Source organism: Pantoea sp. MT58 (assembly GCF_014495885.1).
Classification (GTDB): Bacteria; Pseudomonadota; Gammaproteobacteria; order Enterobacterales; family Enterobacteriaceae; genus Pantoea; species Pantoea eucalypti.
Window position 1 is genome coordinate 440,827 of the sequence record NZ_CP061083.1, and the last position, 18,542, is coordinate 459,368.

General features: G+C 51.9%; 28 protein-coding genes. 26 read left to right on the forward strand and 2 right to left on the reverse strand.

The features are described from left to right. Positions 1-30: 30 nt before the first annotated feature. The 4 genes from kefG to slyD all read left to right on the forward strand — a co-directional run bounded on the left by kefG (position 31) and on the right by slyD (position 3,373). Complete coding sequence (kefG, locus tag IAI47_RS02025; RefSeq protein ID WP_003852930.1) at positions 31-582, forward strand: glutathione-regulated potassium-efflux system ancillary protein KefG; 552 nt, start codon at positions 31-33, stop codon at positions 580-582. Further along, complete coding sequence (gene kefB, locus IAI47_RS02030; protein ID WP_003852928.1) at positions 583-2,391, forward strand: glutathione-regulated potassium-efflux system protein KefB; 1,809 nt, start codon at positions 583-585, stop codon at positions 2,389-2,391. Between the two features lie 23 nt (positions 2,392-2,414). Further along, a complete protein-coding gene (locus IAI47_RS02035; protein WP_003852926.1) occupies positions 2,415-2,609 on the forward strand; it encodes a YheV family putative zinc ribbon protein in 195 nt (64 codons plus the stop codon). 197 nt (positions 2,610-2,806) lie between these two features. Then, positions 2,807-3,373, forward strand: a complete 567-nt coding sequence (gene slyD, locus IAI47_RS02040) for a peptidylprolyl isomerase (protein WP_003852924.1) — start codon at positions 2,807-2,809, stop codon at positions 3,371-3,373. 95 nt (positions 3,374-3,468) lie between these two features. On the opposite strand, the gene IAI47_RS02045 is transcribed toward slyD, so the two are convergent. Continuing rightward, positions 3,469-3,687 carry a SlyX family protein gene (locus IAI47_RS02045; protein WP_003852923.1) on the reverse strand — a complete coding sequence of 73 codons (219 nt, stop codon included), beginning with the start codon at positions 3,685-3,687 and terminating at the stop codon, positions 3,469-3,471. A 269-nt stretch (positions 3,688-3,956) separates the two neighbouring features. Between IAI47_RS02045 and fkpA the strand changes: the two genes are divergently transcribed. The 11 genes from fkpA (at position 3,957) to bfr (ending at position 12,193) form a co-directional block, all read left to right on the forward strand. Next, positions 3,957-4,802, forward strand: coding sequence for an FKBP-type peptidyl-prolyl cis-trans isomerase (fkpA, locus tag IAI47_RS02050; protein ID WP_003852921.1), 846 nt, complete (start codon positions 3,957-3,959; stop codon positions 4,800-4,802). Positions 4,803-4,968: 166 nt separating this feature from the next. After that, positions 4,969-5,691, forward strand: a complete 723-nt coding sequence (locus IAI47_RS02055) for a transcriptional regulator (RefSeq protein WP_003852919.1) — start codon at positions 4,969-4,971, stop codon at positions 5,689-5,691. Further along, on the forward strand, positions 5,691-6,077 hold the full coding sequence (tusD, locus tag IAI47_RS02060; RefSeq protein ID WP_008926259.1) for a sulfurtransferase complex subunit TusD: 387 nt from the start codon (positions 5,691-5,693) through the stop codon (positions 6,075-6,077). The genes IAI47_RS02055 and tusD overlap by 1 nt, the downstream gene beginning before the upstream one ends. Next, positions 6,077-6,436, forward strand: coding sequence for a sulfurtransferase complex subunit TusC (gene tusC / locus IAI47_RS02065; protein ID WP_008926258.1), 360 nt, complete (start codon positions 6,077-6,079; stop codon positions 6,434-6,436). The genes tusD and tusC overlap by 1 nt, the downstream gene beginning before the upstream one ends. A gap of 9 nt (positions 6,437-6,445) precedes the next feature. Further along, on the forward strand, positions 6,446-6,733 hold the full coding sequence (gene tusB / locus IAI47_RS02070; RefSeq protein WP_008926257.1) for a sulfurtransferase complex subunit TusB: 288 nt from the start codon (positions 6,446-6,448) through the stop codon (positions 6,731-6,733). A gap of 124 nt (positions 6,734-6,857) precedes the next feature. Continuing rightward, complete coding sequence (gene rpsL, locus IAI47_RS02075) at positions 6,858-7,232, forward strand: 30S ribosomal protein S12 (protein ID WP_003852912.1); 375 nt, start codon at positions 6,858-6,860, stop codon at positions 7,230-7,232. Positions 7,233-7,328: 96 nt separating this feature from the next. Then, positions 7,329-7,799, forward strand: a complete 471-nt coding sequence (gene rpsG / locus IAI47_RS02080; RefSeq protein WP_003852909.1) for a 30S ribosomal protein S7 — start codon at positions 7,329-7,331, stop codon at positions 7,797-7,799. An 87-nt stretch (positions 7,800-7,886) separates the two neighbouring features. Next, the gene (gene fusA / locus IAI47_RS02085) at positions 7,887-10,001 is read left to right on the forward strand and encodes an elongation factor G (RefSeq protein ID WP_003852908.1); all 2,115 of its coding nucleotides are present in this window, start codon (positions 7,887-7,889) and stop codon (positions 9,999-10,001) included. A gap of 68 nt (positions 10,002-10,069) precedes the next feature. Continuing rightward, positions 10,070-11,254, forward strand: coding sequence for an elongation factor Tu (gene tuf / locus IAI47_RS02090; protein WP_105099977.1), 1,185 nt, complete (start codon positions 10,070-10,072; stop codon positions 11,252-11,254). Between the two features lie 171 nt (positions 11,255-11,425). Beyond that, positions 11,426-11,620 (forward strand): bacterioferritin-associated ferredoxin, encoded by a 195-nt coding sequence (gene bfd / locus IAI47_RS02095; protein WP_008927140.1) that lies wholly within the window; start codon positions 11,426-11,428, stop codon positions 11,618-11,620. 99 nt (positions 11,621-11,719) lie between these two features. Next, positions 11,720-12,193: a bacterioferritin gene (gene bfr, locus IAI47_RS02100; RefSeq protein WP_008927139.1), complete on the forward strand. Its 474-nt coding sequence runs from the start codon at positions 11,720-11,722 to the stop codon at positions 12,191-12,193. Here the strand turns inward: bfr and IAI47_RS02105 are convergent. Continuing rightward, the gene (locus IAI47_RS02105) at positions 12,180-12,953 is read right to left on the reverse strand and encodes an A24 family peptidase (protein ID WP_008927138.1); all 774 of its coding nucleotides are present in this window, start codon (positions 12,951-12,953) and stop codon (positions 12,180-12,182) included. The two genes, bfr and IAI47_RS02105, sit on opposite strands and share 14 nt — an antisense overlap. A 393-nt stretch (positions 12,954-13,346) precedes the next feature. Here IAI47_RS02105 and rpsJ point away from each other — a divergent pair, with 393 nt between their 5' ends. Genes rpsJ through rpsQ form a run of 11 tightly spaced genes read left to right on the forward strand, consistent with a single transcriptional unit; the run spans position 13,347 to position 18,299 of the window. Beyond that, positions 13,347-13,658, forward strand: coding sequence for a 30S ribosomal protein S10 (gene rpsJ / locus IAI47_RS02110; protein WP_001181005.1), 312 nt, complete (start codon positions 13,347-13,349; stop codon positions 13,656-13,658). 32 nt (positions 13,659-13,690) lie between these two features. Continuing rightward, a complete protein-coding gene (rplC, locus tag IAI47_RS02115) occupies positions 13,691-14,320 on the forward strand; it encodes a 50S ribosomal protein L3 (protein WP_003850712.1) in 630 nt (209 codons plus the stop codon). A gap of 10 nt (positions 14,321-14,330) precedes the next feature. After that, a complete protein-coding gene (gene rplD / locus IAI47_RS02120; RefSeq protein ID WP_003850711.1) occupies positions 14,331-14,936 on the forward strand; it encodes a 50S ribosomal protein L4 in 606 nt (201 codons plus the stop codon). Further along, entirely contained in the window at positions 14,933-15,235 is a 303-nt protein-coding gene (rplW, locus tag IAI47_RS02125) for a 50S ribosomal protein L23 (RefSeq protein WP_003850708.1), read from the forward strand. The genes rplD and rplW overlap by 4 nt, the downstream gene beginning before the upstream one ends. Positions 15,236-15,252: 17 nt before the next feature. Beyond that, on the forward strand, positions 15,253-16,074 hold the full coding sequence (rplB, locus tag IAI47_RS02130; RefSeq protein ID WP_008927137.1) for a 50S ribosomal protein L2: 822 nt from the start codon (positions 15,253-15,255) through the stop codon (positions 16,072-16,074). Positions 16,075-16,090: 16 nt separating this feature from the next. Beyond that, on the forward strand, positions 16,091-16,369 hold the full coding sequence (gene rpsS / locus IAI47_RS02135) for a 30S ribosomal protein S19 (RefSeq protein WP_001138115.1): 279 nt from the start codon (positions 16,091-16,093) through the stop codon (positions 16,367-16,369). A 13-nt stretch (positions 16,370-16,382) separates the two neighbouring features. After that, positions 16,383-16,715: a 50S ribosomal protein L22 gene (gene rplV / locus IAI47_RS02140; RefSeq protein ID WP_008927136.1), complete on the forward strand. Its 333-nt coding sequence runs from the start codon at positions 16,383-16,385 to the stop codon at positions 16,713-16,715. Positions 16,716-16,732: 17 nt separating this feature from the next. Continuing rightward, positions 16,733-17,431 (forward strand): 30S ribosomal protein S3, encoded by a 699-nt coding sequence (rpsC, locus tag IAI47_RS02145; protein WP_008927135.1) that lies wholly within the window; start codon positions 16,733-16,735, stop codon positions 17,429-17,431. A gap of 12 nt (positions 17,432-17,443) precedes the next feature. After that, complete coding sequence (gene rplP / locus IAI47_RS02150) at positions 17,444-17,854, forward strand: 50S ribosomal protein L16 (protein WP_008927134.1); 411 nt, start codon at positions 17,444-17,446, stop codon at positions 17,852-17,854. Next, positions 17,854-18,045: a 50S ribosomal protein L29 gene (gene rpmC, locus IAI47_RS02155; RefSeq protein WP_003850146.1), complete on the forward strand. Its 192-nt coding sequence runs from the start codon at positions 17,854-17,856 to the stop codon at positions 18,043-18,045. The genes rplP and rpmC overlap by 1 nt, the downstream gene beginning before the upstream one ends. Beyond that, positions 18,045-18,299 (forward strand): 30S ribosomal protein S17, encoded by a 255-nt coding sequence (rpsQ, locus tag IAI47_RS02160; RefSeq protein ID WP_003850147.1) that lies wholly within the window; start codon positions 18,045-18,047, stop codon positions 18,297-18,299. The genes rpmC and rpsQ overlap by 1 nt, the downstream gene beginning before the upstream one ends. Positions 18,300-18,542 lie beyond the last annotated feature (243 nt).

An 18,542-nucleotide genomic window follows, 5' to 3' on the forward strand; every position in this document is an offset into this window, starting at 1 on the left:
GCACCAATGACGACGCTTTGGAGGGAAAGGATGTCGCAGCCACCCAGGGTTTTGCTGCTTTATGCTCATCCGGAATCACAGGATTCGATCGCGAATCGGATTTTGTTACAGCCGGCTCAGGCACTGGAACACGTCACCGTGCACGATCTGTACGCGGCCTATCCGGATTTTTTTATCGATATTCATCATGAACAACAGTTACTGCGCGAACATGACGTGATCATTTTTCAGCATCCGCTCTATACCTACAGCTGTCCGGCATTGCTGAAAGAGTGGCTGGATCGGGTTCTGTCCCGCGGCTTCGCCAATGGCGTGGATGGCAATGCACTTGAAGGTAAATACTGGCGCAGCGTGGTGACGACCGGCGAACCGGAAAGTGCCTTTAAGCAGCAGGGTCTGAACCGCTATTCGCTCAATGACATTATGCGGCCTTTTGAGCTGACCGCCCGGATGTGCCGTATGCACTGGATGCCGCCGATGATTGTTTACATGGCACGTCGTCAGAGTCCTGAATTATTGAAAAATTACGCCCGCGCTTATGGTGACTGGCTCGCGGCACCGCTGCTGAATGGAGGGGTATAGATGGAAGGGCAAACGCTGCTGACCGCGGGGGTGATTTATCTGGTCGCGGCGGTCTTGATTGTACCGGTGGCGGCTCGCCTCGGTATTGGTGCAGTTCTGGGTTATCTGGTGGCGGGTATCGCCATCGGCCCGTGGGGATTAGGTTTTATCAGCGACGTCGACGAGATTCTTCACTTCTCTGAGCTCGGCGTGGTTTTCCTGATGTTTATTATCGGGCTGGAGCTGAACCCGGCAAAGCTGTGGGCGCTGCGCCGCTCCATTTTTGGGGTTGGCGCGGCGCAGGTCATCTTCTCCGCAGCCATTCTCGGCGGCTTATTGTGGCTGACCCATTTTAGCTGGCAGGCGGCGATCATCGGCGGGATTGGCCTGGCGATGTCCTCGACCGCCATGGCGCTGCAGCTGATGATGGATAAAGGCATGAACCGCAGCGAAGCGGGTCAGCTGGGCTTTTCGGTGCTGCTGTTCCAGGATATCGCGGTTATTCCTGCCCTGGCGCTGATCCCGCTGCTGGCCGGGACCGACAGCGGCCATATCGACTGGATGAAGGTTGGCATGAAAGTGCTGGCGTTTGCCGGCATGCTGGTAGGCGGACGCTATCTGCTGCGACCAATCTTCCGTTACATCGCCGCATCGGGCGTGCGCGAGGTCTTTACCGCGGCGTCGCTGCTGCTGGTGCTGGGTTCCGCGCTGTTTATGGATGCGCTGGGCCTGTCGATGGCGCTGGGTACGTTTATTGCCGGGATCCTGCTGGCGGAGAGCGAATACCGCCATGAGCTGGAAGTGGCTATCGACCCGTTCAAAGGTTTACTGCTGGGCCTGTTCTTTATTTCGGTAGGCATGGCGCTCAATCTCGGTGTGCTCTATACCCATATTGTGACCATCCTGCTGGGTGTGGTGACGCTGGTGGCGGTGAAAACAGGGGTGCTCTATGTGCTGGCGCGCATTTATGGCCTGCGCAGTTCAGAGCGACAGCAGTTCGCGGGTGTGCTGAGTCAGGGTGGTGAGTTCGCCTTTGTGCTATTTTCAGCGGCATCCTCGGCAAAGCTCTTCTCAGGCGAGCAACTGCCGATGCTGCTGGTGACGGTGACGCTGTCGATGATGACCACGCCACTGCTGATGAAGGGAGTCGATCGTCTGCTGGCACGCCGCTTCAACGAGACGGATGAAGATGCAGAAAAACACTTTGTTGAAGATGATCAGCCACAGGTGATTGTGGTGGGCTTTGGTCGCTTCGGTCAGGTGGTGGGACGCTTGTTGATGGCGAACAATAAACGCATCACCGTGCTGGAGCGCGACATCAGTGTGGTAAGTCTGATGCGGAAATATGGCTATAAGGTCTATTACGGCGATGCGACCGAACTGGAGTTACTTCGGGCAGCCGGTGCAGCCAACGCGCAGTCAATTGTCATCACCTGCAATGAACCGGAAGATGTGATGACGATCGTGCATCTGTGCCAGCAGCATTTTCCGCAGCTGCAGATTCAGGCGCGCGCCCGTGGCCGCGTCGAAGCCCATGAGCTGTTACAGGCAGGCGTCACGCAGTTCTCGCGCGAGACCTTTTCCAGTGCGCTGGAGCTGGGACGTAAAACATTGATGACGCTGGGGATGCATCCGCATCAGGCGCACCGCGCCCAGCAACATTTCCGCCGGCTTGATATGCGGATGTTGCGTGAGCTGATGCCTAATCTCTCTGAAAGTGCGGCGCAGGCTTCACGAGTCCGTGAAGCACGGCGTGAACTGGAAGATATCTTCCAGCGCGAAATGCAGCACGAGAAGCGGCAGTTCGACGGCTGGGACGATGACCAATAATCTCTTAAAACAGGCAGAAGCTAATGCGTAAACGTTTTATTGCCGGTGCGACATGCCCGCACTGTCAGGAAAAGGACACGCTGGCGATGTGGCGTGAAAATAATGTTGATGTGGTGGAGTGCGTGAAGTGTGGTCATCAGATGCGCGAGGCGGATAAGCAGGCGCGCGATCAGGTTCGCTCAAATGAACAGGTTATTGGCATTTTCCATCCTGAGTAGCGGAATCGGGCAGCTTTTTTTAAGCTTGAACTTACAGCGGGATTGAATTCCGTTACAATTACCGCCATTAAGGCTTAAGTCGCAAGAGAATGTGAAATCCCTCTTGTACTCAGCCCCGAACCTTTCTGGTTGGTGTTATTGCACGCAAGAATAGACCAATGAGACGGGATCTCAGCTCTCAACGGTTAGGAGATATCATGAAAGTAGCAAAAGACCTGGTGGTAAGCCTGGCCTATCAGGTACGTACAGAAGACGGCGTGTTAGTTGACGAGTCACCGGTGAGTGCACCGTTAGACTACCTGCACGGTCATGGTTCCCTGATTTCTGGTCTGGAAAATGCGCTGGAAAACCACATTGCCGGCGACAAGTTTGACGTGCATATCCCGGCAAACGATGCTTACGGTCAGTATGACGACAACCTGGTGCAGCGCGTTCCTAAAGACGTGTTCATGGGTGTTGATGAACTGCAGGTTGGCATGCGTTTCCTGGCAGAGACCGATCAGGGTCCGGTGCCAGTAGAAATCACTGAAGTTGAAGATGAACACGTCGTGGTTGATGGTAACCACATGCTGGCGGGTCAGAACCTGAACTTCAACGTTGAAGTGGTTGCTATCCGTGAAGCCACACCAGAAGAACTGGCTCATGGCCATGTTCACGGTGCAGATGGCCATCATCATGACCACGATCACGGCCATGATCACGACCACGACCATGATCACGGTAAAGGCGGTTGCGGAACTGGCGGTTGCGGTTGCAGCCACTAAGTCTCAACAGTCCTTTAAAGGCCACCTCCGGGTGGCCTTTCTTTTGGTCGTTACTCTGGTTCAGCCCGGCTGAACCGGGGCCAGATGGCCCGCGATCAGTAGTGCGGGGGCGGCGTCTCTTCAGACTGTGAGGCGACCATCGAGGGCGCATTCGCTTTGAGCTTGTCAGTTAAAATGCGCATCTGTTCACGCATTTTATTCATCTCAAGCTCATGCTGAACCACTGCGCTGTTTAGCTGATCGATCGTCATCTCCTGAAAGGCCAGTTTACTCTCTAACGTCTCCAGACGCTGTTCCCACTCAGATTGTTGCATGACCTGTTCCTCTGTTAAGGTGCGACTCGGGGCGTGATTCTACGACCTGAATGCCAGGAATCACCTGTTTTTTTCACTACCTCCAGCGTTGCGCTTGAAAAAAGGCTGCGCGGCATCATCTCTGATGAAACTTCCCGATGTTATAAAGGTCGGAGGTAGACCGGGTAATTACATTGTGGGAGTGTTCGCCACTGCCACGTAAAGTTATAGTGTGGACCCTGAAGTCCGCAATGTTTCCCGAGGTTAGACGCTTCGGTTTTGGAGAATGGATGAAATCACTGTTTAAAGTCACATTGTTAGCTACCACCATGGCTGTTGCACTGAATGCTCCGCTGGCAATGGCGGCAGATACCGCTGCGGCCCCACAGGCTGCACCCGCTGCTGCGCCACAGTCCGCGCCACAGGCACCTAAGAATGCTGCTTTCAAAGATGAAGACCAGCAGTCTGCCTACGCACTGGGTGCTTCACTGGGTCGCTACATGGACAACTCCCTGAAGGAGCAGGAAAAACTGGGCATCAAACTGGATAAGCAGCAGCTGATTGCTGGTGTTCAGGATGCATTTGGTGGTAAGAGCAAACTGTCTGATGAAGAGATTGAGCAGACGCTGCAATCCTTTGAAGGCCGCGTGAAAGGCGCAGCCTCAGCGAAAATGGAAAAAGATGCGAAAGAGAACTCTGAAAAGGGTGAAGCGTTCGCGACCAAATTTGCTAAAGAGAGTGGCGTGAAGAAAACCGAAAGCGGCCTGCTGTATAAAGTTGAGAAAGAAGGGACCGGCGACGCACCTAAAGACAGCGATACCGTAGTGGTGAACTACAAAGGTACGCTGATTGATGGTACTGAATTCGACAACTCTTATACCCGTGGTGAGCCACTCTCGTTCCGTCTGGATGGTGTTATCCCAGGCTGGACCGAAGGTCTGAAGCATGTGAAGAAAGGCGGCAAGATCAAGCTGGTGATCCCACCAAATCTGGCTTACGGCAAAAATGGCGTTCCGGGCATCCCGGCTAACTCCACCCTGGTATTTGATGTTGAACTGCTTGATATCAAACCAGCGCCTAAAGCAGATGAAAAAGCACAGGCGCCTGCGCCTGCTGCGGCAGAAAAAGCGCAGTAATCTGCTGACCGCCGCCTCCGGGCGGCGGTTTCATTTTAGCTTCACGACAAACCTCTGGCATAAGCCGACGACATTTGCCAGACTAATGCCTGCCTAATTATCCCAATATTGAGTCTGCCCATAAGCCGCTGTGACAGGCTCCAGCCATTCAGGGTGATACTCTTCAATGTCTAATCCATTCAATCCGGGTGAACTGAGCGACTTCGATCTTCTGGAGCAGCGCCCGTTCGAACAATCCGATTACGATATTCTGAAATCGTACGAGGCTGTCGTGGATGGCCTGGCGATGCTGATCGGCTCGCATTGTGAAATTGTCCTGCATTCGCTTGAAGATCTTAAGTGTTCGGCCGTACGTATCGCCAATGGAGAACACACCGGTCGTAAAGTCGGTTCGCCTATCACTGATTTAGCCCTGCGTATGCTGCACGACATGCATGGCGCGGACAGCAATGTCTCCCGTGCCTATTTTACGCGCGCCAAAAGCGGCGTGCTGATGAAGTCTGTCACCATTGCGATTCGCAACCGTCAGCAACGGGTCATTGGCCTGCTCTGCATCAACATGAACCTTGATGTGCCGTTTTCACAAATCATGTCGACCTTTATGCCACCCGAGATGCAGCAGGTTGACTCCAATGTCAACTTCGCCAGTTCGGTTGATGATCTGGTGATGCAGACGCTGGAGTTCACCATTGAAGAGGTGAGTGCTGACCGCAATGTATCGAACAACGCCAAGAATCGTCAGATTGTGCTGAACCTGTATGAGAAGGGGATCTTCGACATCAAAGATGCCATCAACCAGGTTGCGGATCGGCTGAACATTTCGAAACACACTGTCTATCTCTACATCCGTCAGTTTAAAAATGGCGACTTTGTGGGACAGGATCGGTAATGCGCTACACCCTGATGGTGACCGGCCCGGCTTATGGGACGCAACAGGCGACCAGTGCATACCTGTTCGCCCGTGCACTGCTGACGGCGGGCCATCAACTCGACAGCGTGTTCTTCTATCGCGAAGGGGTGCTGAATGCTAACCAGCTCACCGCGCCTGCCAGTGATGAATTTGACCTTGTACGTGCGTGGCAGGCCTTGCATCAGGAGCACGGTGTGGCATTGAACATCTGTGTCGCGGCCGCGCTGCGTCGCGGCGTCAGCGATTCGCAGGAAGCGGACCGGCTCCAGCTGGCGGGCAGTAACCTGCAGCCGGGTTTTACCCTGAGTGGGTTGGGTGCGCTGGCGGAAGCCGCGCTGAGCTGTGAACGCATGGTGCAGTTCTGATGAATCGTGTCGCATTTGTTTTTACCCGTGCGCCGCACGGCAGCAGTGCAGGGCGCGAAGGGCTGGATGCCGCGCTGGCCACGGGCGCGCTCAGTGACGATATCGGCCTGTTTTTTATTGGTGATGGCGTATTGCAGCTTAATCTTCATCAGCAACCAGAGACGATTAAGAGCCGTCACTATGCCGCGACCTTTGGCGTGCTGCCGCTGTATGACATTGAACAGTGCTATCTCTGCCAGGACTCCCTGATTGCGCGAGGGTTAAAGGTTGACGCTGACCGGTTGCTGGATGTTACCCTGCTGGACGCGCCGGCACTGCGGCAGATGCTGGCCAGCTACGATCGCATTCTTACTTTCTAAGAGACGTTAATGCTGCACACTTTAATGCATTCACCGGCCTACAGTGATCTTGATACTCTGCTTTTAATGGCGGGCGCCGGGGATGACCTGCTGCTGTTGCAGGATGGAGTGCTGGCCGCCTTAACCGGAAGCCGTGCATTAATGCGGCTCTCAGAGAGCGACCTGACGCTGTGGGTGCTGGACGAAGATGTTCAGGCTCGCGGTCTCGCTGGACAAATTTCGAGCAGCGTACAGTCAATAGACTATAATGGCTTTGTCACGCTAACGATCAGGCATCAGCAACAAATCGTGTGGTAATCGGCTAAAACCTGGTTATTTCTTGACACCCCTTTGACTCAGCCCTAAAATTCTGCCTCCTCGTAATTCTACGAGGCGATTTATTACGTGTTTACGAAGCAAAAGCAAATCCAGGAGCTATTTAATGGCAACAGTTAACCAGCTGGTTCGCAAACCACGCGTCCGCAAAGTTGCAAAGAGCAACGTGCCGGCGCTGGAAGCTTGCCCGCAAAAACGTGGCGTTTGTACTCGTGTGTACACCACCACTCCTAAGAAACCAAACTCCGCACTGCGTAAAGTCTGCCGTGTGCGTTTGACCAACGGTTTTGAAGTTACCTCCTACATTGGTGGTGAAGGTCATAACCTGCAGGAACACTCCGTGATCCTGATCCGTGGCGGTCGTGTAAAAGACCTGCCAGGTGTGCGTTACCACACCGTTCGTGGCGCGCTTGACTGCTCAGGTGTTAAAGACCGTAAGCAGGCTCGCTCCAAGTACGGCGTGAAGAAGCCAAAGGCTTAATGGTTCTCCGTTAAGTAAGGCCAAACGTTTTAAATTAAATGTCATAATAAACTCATAGAGTTTTGGACAATCCTGAATTAACAACGGAGTATTTCCATGCCACGTCGTCGCGTCATTGGTCAGCGTAAAATTCTGCCAGATCCTAAGTTCGGATCAGAGCTGCTGGCCAAATTTGTAAATATCCTGATGGTAGATGGTAAAAAATCTACTGCAGAATCAATCGTTTATACCGCGCTCGAGACCCTGGCTCAGCGTTCAGGTAAAAACGCACTGGAATCTTTTGAAGTAGCCCTGGAAAACGTGCGTCCGACTGTCGAAGTTAAGTCACGTCGCGTTGGTGGTTCTACTTATCAGGTACCAGTTGAAGTCCGCCCGGTTCGTCGTAATGCTCTGGCAATGCGCTGGATCGTAGATGCTGCTCGTAAACGCGGTGATAAATCAATGGCTCTTCGCCTGGCGAACGAACTTTCTGATGCTGCAGAGAACAAAGGTACTGCAGTGAAGAAACGTGAAGACGTTCACCGCATGGCAGAAGCCAACAAGGCGTTCGCACACTACCGTTGGTAATTACCACGTAGTTAAACCAGCGGGCGCTCAATCAGCCAACCCGCTGGGGTCGACTTACCTTGAACGCCCGAGAATCAGAGGAATCAAATGGCTCGTAAAACACCCATTGCCCGCTACCGTAACATCGGTATCAGTGCGCACATCGACGCCGGTAAGACTACCACTACCGAACGCGTTCTGTTCTACACCGGTGTAAACCACAAAATCGGTGAAGTACATGACGGCGCAGCAACCATGGACTGGATGGAGCAGGAACAGGAACGTGGTATTACCATCACTTCCGCTGCGACCACCTGTTACTGGTCTGGTATGGCAAAGCAGTTCGAACCACACCACATCAACATCATCGACACCCCAGGACACGTTGACTTCACCATCGAAGTTGAACGTTCTATGCGTGTGCTTGATGGCGCGGTAATGGTTTACTGTGCAGTTGGTGGCGTTCAGCCACAGTCTGAGACCGTATGGCGTCAGGCTAACAAATATAAAGTTCCACGCATTGCGTTCGTTAACAAAATGGACCGCATGGGTGCTAACTTCCTGAAAGTTGTTAAACAGATGGAAGTTCGTCTGGGCGCAACTCCAGTTCCTCTGCAGCTGGCTATCGGCGCAGAAGAGAAATTCACCGGTGTTGTTGACCTGGTGAAAATGAAAGCAATCAACTGGAACGACGCAGATCAGGGTGTAACCTTCGACTACGAAGATATCCCAGCTGATATGCAGGAACTGGCTGAAGAATGGCATGCGAAGCTGGTTGAAGCCGCTGCTGAAGGCTCTGATGAGCTGATGGAGAAATTCTTCGGTGGTGAAGAACTGACTGAAGAAGAGATCAAAACATCTCTGCGTAAGCGTGTTCTGAACAACGAAATCATCCTGGTAACCTGTGGTTCTGCATTTAAGAACAAAGGTGTTCAGGCGATGCTGGATGCAGTTGTTGAATATCTGCCAGCACCGACTGACGTTACCGCGATTAACGGTATGCTGGACGACGGTAAAGACACGCCGGCTGTTCGTCACTCTGATGACAACGAGCCGTTTGCTGCACTGGCGTTCAAAATCGCTACCGACCCATTCGTGGGTAACCTGACGTTCTTCCGCGTTTACTCTGGTGTTGTTAACACGGGTGATACCGTATTCAACCCGGTTAAATCAAACCGTGAGCGTCTGGGCCGTATCGTTCAGATGCACGCTAACAAGCGTGAAGAGATTAAAGAAGTTCGTGCGGGTGATATCGCAGCTGCGATCGGCCTGAAAGATGTGACCACTGGTGACACCCTGTGTGACCCAGATAACGTCATCATCCTTGAGCGCATGGAGTTCCCGGAGCCGGTAATCTCTATCGCCGTTGAACCGAAAACCAAAGCTGACCAGGAAAAAATGGGTCTGGCTCTGGGCCGTCTGGCGAAAGAAGACCCATCATTCCGCGTATGGACTGATGAAGAATCTAACCAGACCATCATCGCTGGTATGGGTGAATTGCACCTCGACATCATCGTTGACCGTATGAAGCGTGAGTTCAACGTTGAAGCGAACGTGGGTAAACCACAGGTTGCTTATCGTGAAGCGATTCGTAACAAAGTTACCGATGTTGAAGGTAAACACGCCAAGCAGTCTGGTGGTCGTGGTCAGTACGGTCATGTTGTTATCGACATGTACCCACTGGAGCCAGGTTCTAACCCGAAAGGTTACGAATTCGTCAACGATATCAAAGGTGGTGTGATTCCTGGTGAATACATCCCTGCGGTTGACAAAGGTATTCAGGAACAGCTGAAATCAGGCCCTCTGGCCGGCTATCCGGTTGTGGATCTGGGCGTGCGTCTGCACTTCGGTTCTTACCACGATGTTGACTCCTCAGAACTGGCGTTCAAACTGGCCGCGTCTATTGCCTTCAAACAAGGCTTTAAACAAGCGACACCAGTCCTGCTTGAGCCTATCATGAAGGTTGAAGTTGAAACGCCAGAAGAGAACACGGGTGATGTCATCGGTGACCTTAGCCGTCGTCGTGGTATGCTTAAAGGGCAGGAATCTAACGCTACTGGCGTTCAGATTCACGCTGAAGTTCCGTTGTCTGAGATGTTCGGATACGCAACTCAGCTGCGTTCTCTGACCAAAGGTCGTGCTTCTTACTCCATGGAGTTCCTGAAGTATGACGATGCGCCGAACAACGTAGCGCAGGCCGTTATTGAAGCTCGTAGCAAATAAGCTACGGTTTAAATTTGAACTGATGCCTTCACCTAAAGGGTGAAGGCACAACGTAAGGAATTATCGCCATGGCGAAAGAGCAATTTCAGCGTAACAAACTGCACGTAAACGTGGGCACCATCGGTCACGTCGACCACGGTAAAACCACCCTGACTGCAGCTATCACCACCGTACTGTCTAAAACTTACGGCGGTCAGGCTCGTGCATTCGATCAGATCGATAACGCACCAGAAGAGAAAGCACGTGGTATCACCATCAACACTTCACACGTTGAGTATGAAACCCCAACCCGCCACTATGCGCACGTTGACTGCCCAGGCCACGCCGACTATGTGAAAAACATGATCACCGGTGCTGCGCAGATGGATGGCGCGATCCTGGTTGTTGCTGCGACTGATGGCCCAATGCCACAGACCCGTGAGCACATCCTGCTGGGTCGTCAGGTTGGCGTTCCTTACATCATCGTGTTCCTGAACAAGTGTGACATGGTTGATGATGAAGAGCTGCTGGAACTGGTAGAAATGGAAGTTCGTGACCTGCTGTCAGCATATGACTTCCCAGGCGACGACACTCCAATCGTTCGTGGTTCTGCTCTGAAAGCGCTGGAAGGCGAAGCTGAGTGGGAAGCGAAAATCATCGAACTGGCTGAGCATCTGGATAACTACATCCCAGAACCACAGCGTGCGATCGACATGCCGTTCCTGCTGCCAATCGAAGACGTATTCTCAATCTCTGGCCGTGGTACTGTTGTTACCGGTCGTGTTGAGCGCGGCATCGTTAAAGTCGGCGACGAAGTTGAAATCGTTGGTATCAAAGATACTGCGAAATCAACCTGTACCGGTGTTGAGATGTTCCGTAAGCTGCTGGACCAGGGTCAGGCAGGCGAAAACTGTGGTGTTCTGCTGCGCGGTATCAAGCGTGAAGACATCCAGCGTGGCCAGGTTCTGGCTAAGCCAGGCTCAATCAAGCCACACACCCAGTTCGAGTCAGAAGTTTACGTTCTGTCTAAAGACGAAGGTGGTCGCCATACTCCGTTCTTCAAAGGCTATCGTCCACAGTTCTACTTCCGTACAACTGACGTAACCGGCTCAGTAGAGCTGCCAGAAGGCGTTGAAATGGTCATGCCAGGCGACAACATCAAAATGGTTGTTACCCTGATCCACCCAATCGCAATGGACGAAGGTCTGCGCTTCGCAATCCGCGAAGGCGGCCGTACCGTTGGCGCGGGTGTTGTTGCTAAAGTTATCGCTTAATTGTGATATCTGCTGTAGTCGTGCAAACGGCCACTGCAACACAGATAAAAGAGCACTTCGGTGCTCTTTTTTTTTGCTCTGAATAAGCCATAACCCTGCAAAGGGTGGGTTTGAAATAAAAACTATTCGCATTTACACTGTGTATAGAAAATGTACCAGAGTGATGAATCAATGTACGTCTGCCTTTGTAATGCCATCAGTGATAAAACCCTTCGTGAAGTCGTGCGTCGCTATCAGCCTGAGTCTATCCAGCAACTGCGTCAGTTTGTGCCAGTAGGCAAACAATGCGGCAAATGCGTTCGTGCTGCGCGTGAAATCCTGGATGAAGAGATGCAAAATCCGCCGCTCTATAAAGAGATAGCCTGACGAACATCGGTGTGTGAATACCCACAATATCTGTCACGCTTTTTTGACTTCTTTTTAACCGCATCTACGCTCTAATAAATCAGACGCGGAGGGTTAACAATGAAGGGTGATATCAAAGTTATTAGTCATCTCAATAAACTGCTTGGAAATGAACTGGTTGCTATCAACCAGTACTTTCTGCATGCACGCATGTTTAAAAACTGGGGACTGATGCGCCTCAATGATGTGGAGTATCACGAATCAATCGATGAGATGAAGCATGCTGACAAATATATTGAGCGCATTCTTTTTCTTGAAGGCATTCCAAATCTTCAGGATCTGGGACGTCTGCGTATTGGAGAAGACGTTGAGGAGATGCTGAGTTCAGACCTGAATCTGGAGCTGGAAGGGGCTAAAGATCTTCGTGAAGCTATCTCCTATGCTGATAAAGTTCATGATTACGTCAGCCGTGACATGATGATTGAAATCCTGGCGGATGAAGAACACCACATCGACTGGATTGAGACGGAGCTTGAGCTCATCCAGAGGATGGGCATCCAGAACTATTTGCAGGCTCAAATCAAAGAAGAGTGAACCGCGCCTGAAGTACAAGCATCACCCAGCCCGCAATGGCCAGGAACGGCCCAAAGGGTAGCGGGCTGTCCATCTGGACTACGCCCCGTCGTTGCAACATCACGATGGTCGCTAACGCCAGAACTGTAGCACCCAGCGCAATCCAGGGTAATGCCTGCCAGCCACAGCAGGCACCTAGCGCTGCGAAAAGCTTGATATCGCCATAGCCTAATCCTTCAAACCCCCTTACCAGCCGATAGCCCCAGGCAAGCAGCCACAACGCACAGTATCCAGTCAGGGCGCCCCATATCGCCGCTGTTTCATTTCCGGTTAGTGAGGCGTGCAGTAATCCCAGCCAGAGCAGCAGATAGCTCAGCGGGTCGGGTATACAGTAGTGGCGACAATCAATAGCCGCCACCAGTAGCAACAGGCCAGAGGCCGCAATAATAAAAATCGCGTCTGCAGAATGGGTAACGCTTTGTAGCACCAGCAGACAGAGCATTGCAGTCAGACATTCCATGACAAAGCTCGATTCGCTGAATAGCTGATTGCAGAAACGACACCGTCCTTTTAAGACTGGCCAGCTGACCAGAGGCAGTTTATCGCCCCATAGCAGGCGCTGCTGACAATGGGTGCACCGTGACCCGGGGAAGCAGAGTGAGGCAAACCACTGGTCAGGAGGGAGGGCAGGAGAGAAGCGCGCACAGGCCAGAGACAGAAAGCTTCCTAATGCACCTCCGCCAGCCAGAACAGCGATTTGAGTAATAAAGGGCAGGGACATGGTTATGCTCCAGGTAAAAGGTGACGAACACTCTCACCGGCTTGCTGTTCTGTGTCATCTGCGAATGAGGAACCCCGGAAATGTGCTCACAATTGAATCCATGATTTATCAGCCTTAAGGCAGTTCAGTGCGACGCGTGCCTCACACGTCGGCCACTATTTAGCAGGGAAAAGCGCAACACGGGTTGCTTCCTGAACAGATTTACGTATAATGCGCGGGCCTGCAGATATTGCAGGCGCGATTCGAGCAGAATCGCAGACGGCTGAATTTTAGGCCGCCTGACAATACTCCCAATTGTGGAGTTATATGCTGAACGATTACACTCTCCCATCAATCGTAATGGGCTCGAGTAGTAATTTTTTTCGTCTATAAAAAGTTTGGAGCTCTGGTCTCATGCAGAACCAAAGAATCCGTATCCGTCTTAAAGCGTTTGATCATCGTCTGATCGATCAATCAACCGCGGAAATCGTTGAGACCGCCAAGCGCACTGGTGCGCAGGTTCGTGGTCCAATCCCGCTGCCAACCCGCAAAGAGCGTTTTACTGTTCTGATCTCTCCGCACGTTAACAAAGATGCGCGTGATCAGTACGAAATCCGCACTCACAAGCGTCTGGTAGACATCGTTGAGCCAACTGAAAAAACCGTTGATGCTCTGATGCGTCTGGATCTGGCTGCCGGTGTTGACGTGCAGATCAGCCTGGGTTAATCAGGTCATCGAGCGATTGAGAGGTTGAAACAATGATTGGTTTAGTCGGTAAAAAAGTGGGCATGACCCGCATCTTCACTGAAGATGGCGTTTCTATCCCCGTCACCGTAATCGAAGTTGAAGCGAACCGCGTTACTCAGGTCAAAGGCCTGGAAAACGATGGTTACCAGGCAATTCAGGTTACCACCGGTGCTAAAAAAGCAAACCGTGTGACCAAACCTGAAGCTGGTCATTTTGCTAAAGCTGGCGTTGAAGCTGGCCGTGGCCTGTGGGAATTCCGCACCGCTGAAGGTGAAGAATACTCTGTAGGTCAGAGCATCAGCGTTGAAATTTTCGCTGAAGTTAAAAAAGTTGACGTAACCGGTACCTCTAAAGGTAAAGGTTTCGCCGGTACCGTTAAGCGCTGGAACTTCCGTACCCAGGACGCTACTCACGGTAACTCCTTGTCTCACCGCGTTCCGGGTTCAATCGGTCAGAACCAGACTCCGGGCAAAGTGTTCAAAGGCAAGAAAATGGCAGGTCAGCTGGGTAATGAGCGCGTAACCGTTCAGAGTCTGGACGTGGTACGTGTTGACGCTGAGCGCAACCTGCTGCTGGTTAAAGGTGCAGTTCCCGGTGCTACCGGTAGCGACCTGATCGTTAAACCAGCTGTGAAGGCGTAAGGGGATAGCAATGGAATTAGTATTGAAAGACGCGCAGAGCGCGCTGACTGTTTCCGAAACTACCTTCGGTCGTGATTTCAACGAAGCGCTGGTTCACCAGGTTGTTGTTGCTTACGCATCTGGCGCCCGCCAGGGTACTCGTGCGCAGAAAACTCGCGCCGAAGTAACTGGTTCAGGCAAAAAGCCATGGCGTCAAAAAGGCACCGGCCGTGCGCGTGCAGGTTCTGTAAAGAGCCCAATCTGGCGTTCAGGTGGTGTGACCTTTGCTGCGAAGCCACAGGACCACAGTCAAAAAGTTAACAAAAAGATGTACCGCGGCGCGCTGAAAAGCATCCTGTCCGAACTGGTACGTCAAGATCGTCTGATCGTTGTCGAATCATTTGCTGTAGAAGCACCGAAAACCAAGCTGCTGGTACAGAAACTGAAAGACATGGCTCTGGAAGACGTGCTGATCATCACCGGTGAACTGGATGAGAATCTGTTCCTGGCTGCGCGTAACCTGTACAAGGTTGACGTGCGTGATGCATCCGGTATCGACCCAGTTAGCCTGATCGCCTTCGACAAAGTCGTTATGACTGCTGATGCAGTTAAGCAAGTTGAGGAGATGCTGGCATGATCCGTGAAGAACGTCTGCTGAAAGTACTGCGCGCGCCGCACGTATCTGAAAAAGCATCTAGCGCGATGGAAAAAACCAATACCATCGTTCTCAAAGTTGCTAATGACGCGACCAAAGCAGAGATCGTTGCTGCTGTTGAGAAACTGTTCGAAGTAGAAGTTAAAGACGTAAACACCCTGGTAGTTAAGGGCAAAGTTAAGCGTCAAGGACAGCGTATCGGTCGTCGTAGCGACTGGAAAAAAGCTTACGTCACCCTGAAAGAAGGCCAGAATCTGGACTTCGCTGGCGGCGCTGAGTAAGTCGGAGGAGAAAGACAATGGCAGTTGTTAAATGTAAACCGACATCTCCGGGTCGTCGCCATGTAGTTAAAGTGGTAAACGCGGAGCTGCACAAGGGCAAACCATTCGCCCCGCTGGTAGAAAAAAACAGCAAATCCGGTGGCCGTAACAACAATGGTCGTATCACTACCCGTCATATCGGTGGTGGTCACAAGCAGGCTTACCGTATTGTTGACTTCAAACGCAACAAAGATGGTATCCCGGCAGTTGTTGAACGTCTTGAGTACGATCCGAACCGCTCTGCGAACATCGCACTGGTTCTGTACAAAGACGGCGAGCGCCGTTACATCCTGGCCCCTAAAGGCCTGAAAGCCGGCGACCAGATTCAATCTGGCGTTGATGCTGCGATCAAAGCAGGTAACACTCTGCCGATGCGTAACATCCCGGTGGGTTCAACCGTGCATAACGTAGAAATGAAACCAGGCAAAGGCGGTCAGATTGCTCGCTCAGCTGGTGCTTATGTGCAGATCGTTGCGCGTGAAGGTTCTTACGTTACCCTGCGTCTGCGTTCAGGTGAAATGCGTAAAGTCGAGTCTGACTGCCGCGCAACACTGGGCGAAGTCGGCAACGCTGAGCACATGCTTCGCGTTCTGGGTAAAGCCGGTGCAGCCCGTTGGCGTGGTGTTCGTCCGACCGTTCGTGGTACCGCGATGAACCCAGTTGATCACCCGCACGGTGGTGGTGAAGGTCGTAACTTTGGTAAGCACCCGGTAACTCCGTGGGGCGTTCAGACCAAAGGTAAGAAGACCCGTAGCAACAAGCGTACCGATAAGTTTATCGTACGTCGCCGTAGCAAATAATATTAGAGGATAAGCCATGCCACGTTCTCTCAAGAAAGGTCCTTTTATTGACCTGCACTTGCTGAAGAAGGTAGAGAAAGCGGTGGAAAGCGGTGACAAGAAGCCTTTGCGCACTTGGTCCCGTCGTTCAACGATCTTTCCTAACATGATCGGTTTGACCATCGCTGTCCATAATGGTCGTCAGCACGTTCCTGTCTTTGTTTCCGACGAAATGGTTGGTCACAAACTGGGTGAATTCGCGCCGACACGTACTTATCGCGGTCACGCGGCTGATAAAAAAGCCAAGAAGAAATAAGTAGGAGGAAGAGATGGAAACTTTAGCTCAACATCGCCACGCTCGTTCTTCTGCTCAGAAGGTTCGCCTTGTTGCTGACCTGATTCGCGGTAAGAAAGTGTCGCAGGCACTGGACATTTTGACCTACACCAATAAGAAAGCGGCTGTACTGGTCAAAAAAGTTCTGGAATCTGCCATTGCTAACGCCGAACACAACGATGGCGCTGATATCGACGATCTGAAAATCACGAAAATTTTCGTTGATGAAGGTCCGACCATGAAACGCATTATGCCGCGTGCCAAAGGTCGTGCAGATCGCATCCTGAAGCGCACCAGCCACATTACTGTGGTTGTGTCCGATCGCTGAGACTCTGGAGACTAGCAATGGGTCAGAAAGTACATCCTAATGGTATTCGCCTGGGTATTGTAAAACCATGGAACTCTACCTGGTTTGCGAACACCAATGAATTCGCTGACAACCTGGACAGCGATTTTAAAGTACGTCAGTTCCTGACTAAGGAACTGGCTAAAGCATCTGTCTCTCGTATCGTTATCGAGCGTCCTGCGAAGAGCATCCGTGTGACTATTCACACCGCTCGTCCGGGCATCGTCATCGGTAAGAAAGGCGAAGATGTAGAAAAACTGCGCACGGTCGTCGCGAAAATCGCTGGCGTTCCTGCACAGATTAATATCGCCGAAGTCCGCAAGCCGGAACTGGACGCGAAACTGGTAGCTGACAGCATCACTTCACAGCTGGAGCGTCGTGTGATGTTCCGTCGTGCTATGAAGCGTGCGGTTCAGAACGCCATGCGTCTTGGCGCGAAGGGTATTAAAGTCGAAGTTAGCGGCCGTCTGGGTGGCGCCGAGATCGCACGTACCGAATGGTATCGTGAAGGTCGCGTGCCATTGCACACACTGCGTGCTGACATTGACTACAACACCTCTGAAGCGCACACCACTTATGGTGTAATCGGCGTTAAGGTATGGATCTTCAAAGGTGAGATCCTGGGTGGTATGGCTGCTGTTGAACAACCGGAACCGGCTGCTCAACCTAAAAAGCAGCAGCGTAAAGGCCGTAAGTAAGGAGAGTCGCTGATGTTACAACCAAAGCGTACGAAATTCCGTAAGGTGCACAAAGGCCGTAACCGCGGTCTGGCTGCGGGTACGGATGTCAGCTTCGGTACTTTCGGTCTGAAAGCTGTTGGCCGTGGTCGTCTGACTGCTCGTCAGATCGAAGCAGCACGTCGTGCTATGACCCGTGCAGTTAAGCGTCAAGGTAAGATCTGGATCCGAGTATTCCCGGACAAACCGATCACCGAGAAGCCGCTGGAAGTGCGTATGGGTAAAGGTAAGGGTAACGTAGAGTATTGGGTTGCCCTGATCCAGCCTGGTAAAGTCCTGTATGAAATGGACGGCGTACCAGAAGAGCTGGCCCGTGAAGCATTCAAGCTGGCAGCAGCAAAACTGCCTATCAAAACCACCTTTGTAACTAAGACGGTGATGTAATGAAAGCAACAGAGCTGCGTGAAAAAAGCGTTGAAGAGCTGAACACTGAGCTGCTTAATCTGCTGCGTGAGCAATTTAACCTGCGCATGCAGGCAGCATCTGGCCAACTGCAGCAGACCCATCTGCTGAAACAGGTGCGCCGTGATGTTGCACGCGTTAAGACTTTACTGACTGAGAAGGCGGGTTCGTAATGACCGATAAAATCCGTACTCTGCAGGGTCGTGTAGTAAGTGACAAAATGCAGAAATCTGCAGTTGTTGCTATCGAACGTTTTGTGAAACACCCGATCTACGGCAAATTCATCAAACGTACGACTAAGCTGCACATCCATGACGAGAACAATGAATGTGGAATTGGTGACGTGGTAGAAATCCGCGAATGCCGTCCACTGTCCAAGACTAAATCCTGGACCCTGGTTCGCGTAATCGAGAAAGCGGTTCTGTAATAAGAATTGTTTTTTCTGAGAAACCCTCTGCTTCGGCAGGGGGTTTTTTTTTGCCTGGTATCTGGCCTGTTCCATTCATGCCAGTGGTTGTACAAGTCTGAGAGCGTTCACAAATTTAACGGGGAGCCCGTGGGTCCTGCGGTTCATCAGTCAATGCGACCTGAAAATGCCACACGGGAGCGGGCGGATTATCATCGCCAGGGAAGTGATGAGTCTTGAAAATGGAGAGTCATGATTGATTGT

What these genes read in the sequence shown, in the direction of transcription:
- rplD (WP_003850711.1), top strand. Translation starts at nt 14,331, where the DNA reads ATGGAATTAGTATTGAAAGACGCGCAGAGCGCGCTGACTGTTTCCGAA.
- IAI47_RS02105 (WP_008927138.1), bottom strand. Translation starts at nt 12,953, where the DNA reads ATGTCCCTGCCCTTTATTACTCAAATCGCTGTTCTGGCTGGCGGAGGT.
- rplC (WP_003850712.1), top strand. Translation starts at nt 13,691, where the DNA reads ATGATTGGTTTAGTCGGTAAAAAAGTGGGCATGACCCGCATCTTCACT.
- rplB (WP_008927137.1), top strand. Translation starts at nt 15,253, where the DNA reads ATGGCAGTTGTTAAATGTAAACCGACATCTCCGGGTCGTCGCCATGTA.
- rplP (WP_008927134.1), top strand. Translation starts at nt 17,444, where the DNA reads ATGTTACAACCAAAGCGTACGAAATTCCGTAAGGTGCACAAAGGCCGT.
- rpmC (WP_003850146.1), top strand. Translation starts at nt 17,854, where the DNA reads ATGAAAGCAACAGAGCTGCGTGAAAAAAGCGTTGAAGAGCTGAACACT.
- rplV (WP_008927136.1), top strand. Translation starts at nt 16,383, where the DNA reads ATGGAAACTTTAGCTCAACATCGCCACGCTCGTTCTTCTGCTCAGAAG.
- IAI47_RS02055 (WP_003852919.1), top strand. Translation starts at nt 4,969, where the DNA reads ATGTCTAATCCATTCAATCCGGGTGAACTGAGCGACTTCGATCTTCTG.
- kefG (WP_003852930.1), top strand. Translation starts at nt 31, where the DNA reads ATGTCGCAGCCACCCAGGGTTTTGCTGCTTTATGCTCATCCGGAATCA.
- tusB (WP_008926257.1), top strand. Translation starts at nt 6,446, where the DNA reads ATGCTGCACACTTTAATGCATTCACCGGCCTACAGTGATCTTGATACT.
- tuf (WP_105099977.1), top strand. Translation starts at nt 10,070, where the DNA reads ATGGCGAAAGAGCAATTTCAGCGTAACAAACTGCACGTAAACGTGGGC.
- IAI47_RS02035 (WP_003852926.1), top strand. Translation starts at nt 2,415, where the DNA reads ATGCGTAAACGTTTTATTGCCGGTGCGACATGCCCGCACTGTCAGGAA.
- rpsG (WP_003852909.1), top strand. Translation starts at nt 7,329, where the DNA reads ATGCCACGTCGTCGCGTCATTGGTCAGCGTAAAATTCTGCCAGATCCT.
- bfr (WP_008927139.1), top strand. Translation starts at nt 11,720, where the DNA reads ATGAAGGGTGATATCAAAGTTATTAGTCATCTCAATAAACTGCTTGGA.
- tusC (WP_008926258.1), top strand. Translation starts at nt 6,077, where the DNA reads ATGAATCGTGTCGCATTTGTTTTTACCCGTGCGCCGCACGGCAGCAGT.
- rplW (WP_003850708.1), top strand. Translation starts at nt 14,933, where the DNA reads ATGATCCGTGAAGAACGTCTGCTGAAAGTACTGCGCGCGCCGCACGTA.
- fkpA (WP_003852921.1), top strand. Translation starts at nt 3,957, where the DNA reads ATGAAATCACTGTTTAAAGTCACATTGTTAGCTACCACCATGGCTGTT.
- rpsS (WP_001138115.1), top strand. Translation starts at nt 16,091, where the DNA reads ATGCCACGTTCTCTCAAGAAAGGTCCTTTTATTGACCTGCACTTGCTG.
- fusA (WP_003852908.1), top strand. Translation starts at nt 7,887, where the DNA reads ATGGCTCGTAAAACACCCATTGCCCGCTACCGTAACATCGGTATCAGT.
- kefB (WP_003852928.1), top strand. Translation starts at nt 583, where the DNA reads ATGGAAGGGCAAACGCTGCTGACCGCGGGGGTGATTTATCTGGTCGCG.
- rpsL (WP_003852912.1), top strand. Translation starts at nt 6,858, where the DNA reads ATGGCAACAGTTAACCAGCTGGTTCGCAAACCACGCGTCCGCAAAGTT.
- rpsQ (WP_003850147.1), top strand. Translation starts at nt 18,045, where the DNA reads ATGACCGATAAAATCCGTACTCTGCAGGGTCGTGTAGTAAGTGACAAA.
- rpsC (WP_008927135.1), top strand. Translation starts at nt 16,733, where the DNA reads ATGGGTCAGAAAGTACATCCTAATGGTATTCGCCTGGGTATTGTAAAA.
- rpsJ (WP_001181005.1), top strand. Translation starts at nt 13,347, where the DNA reads ATGCAGAACCAAAGAATCCGTATCCGTCTTAAAGCGTTTGATCATCGT.
- slyD (WP_003852924.1), top strand. Translation starts at nt 2,807, where the DNA reads ATGAAAGTAGCAAAAGACCTGGTGGTAAGCCTGGCCTATCAGGTACGT.
- tusD (WP_008926259.1), top strand. Translation starts at nt 5,691, where the DNA reads ATGCGCTACACCCTGATGGTGACCGGCCCGGCTTATGGGACGCAACAG.
- IAI47_RS02045 (WP_003852923.1), bottom strand. Translation starts at nt 3,687, where the DNA reads ATGCAACAATCTGAGTGGGAACAGCGTCTGGAGACGTTAGAGAGTAAA.
- bfd (WP_008927140.1), top strand. Translation starts at nt 11,426, where the DNA reads ATGTACGTCTGCCTTTGTAATGCCATCAGTGATAAAACCCTTCGTGAA.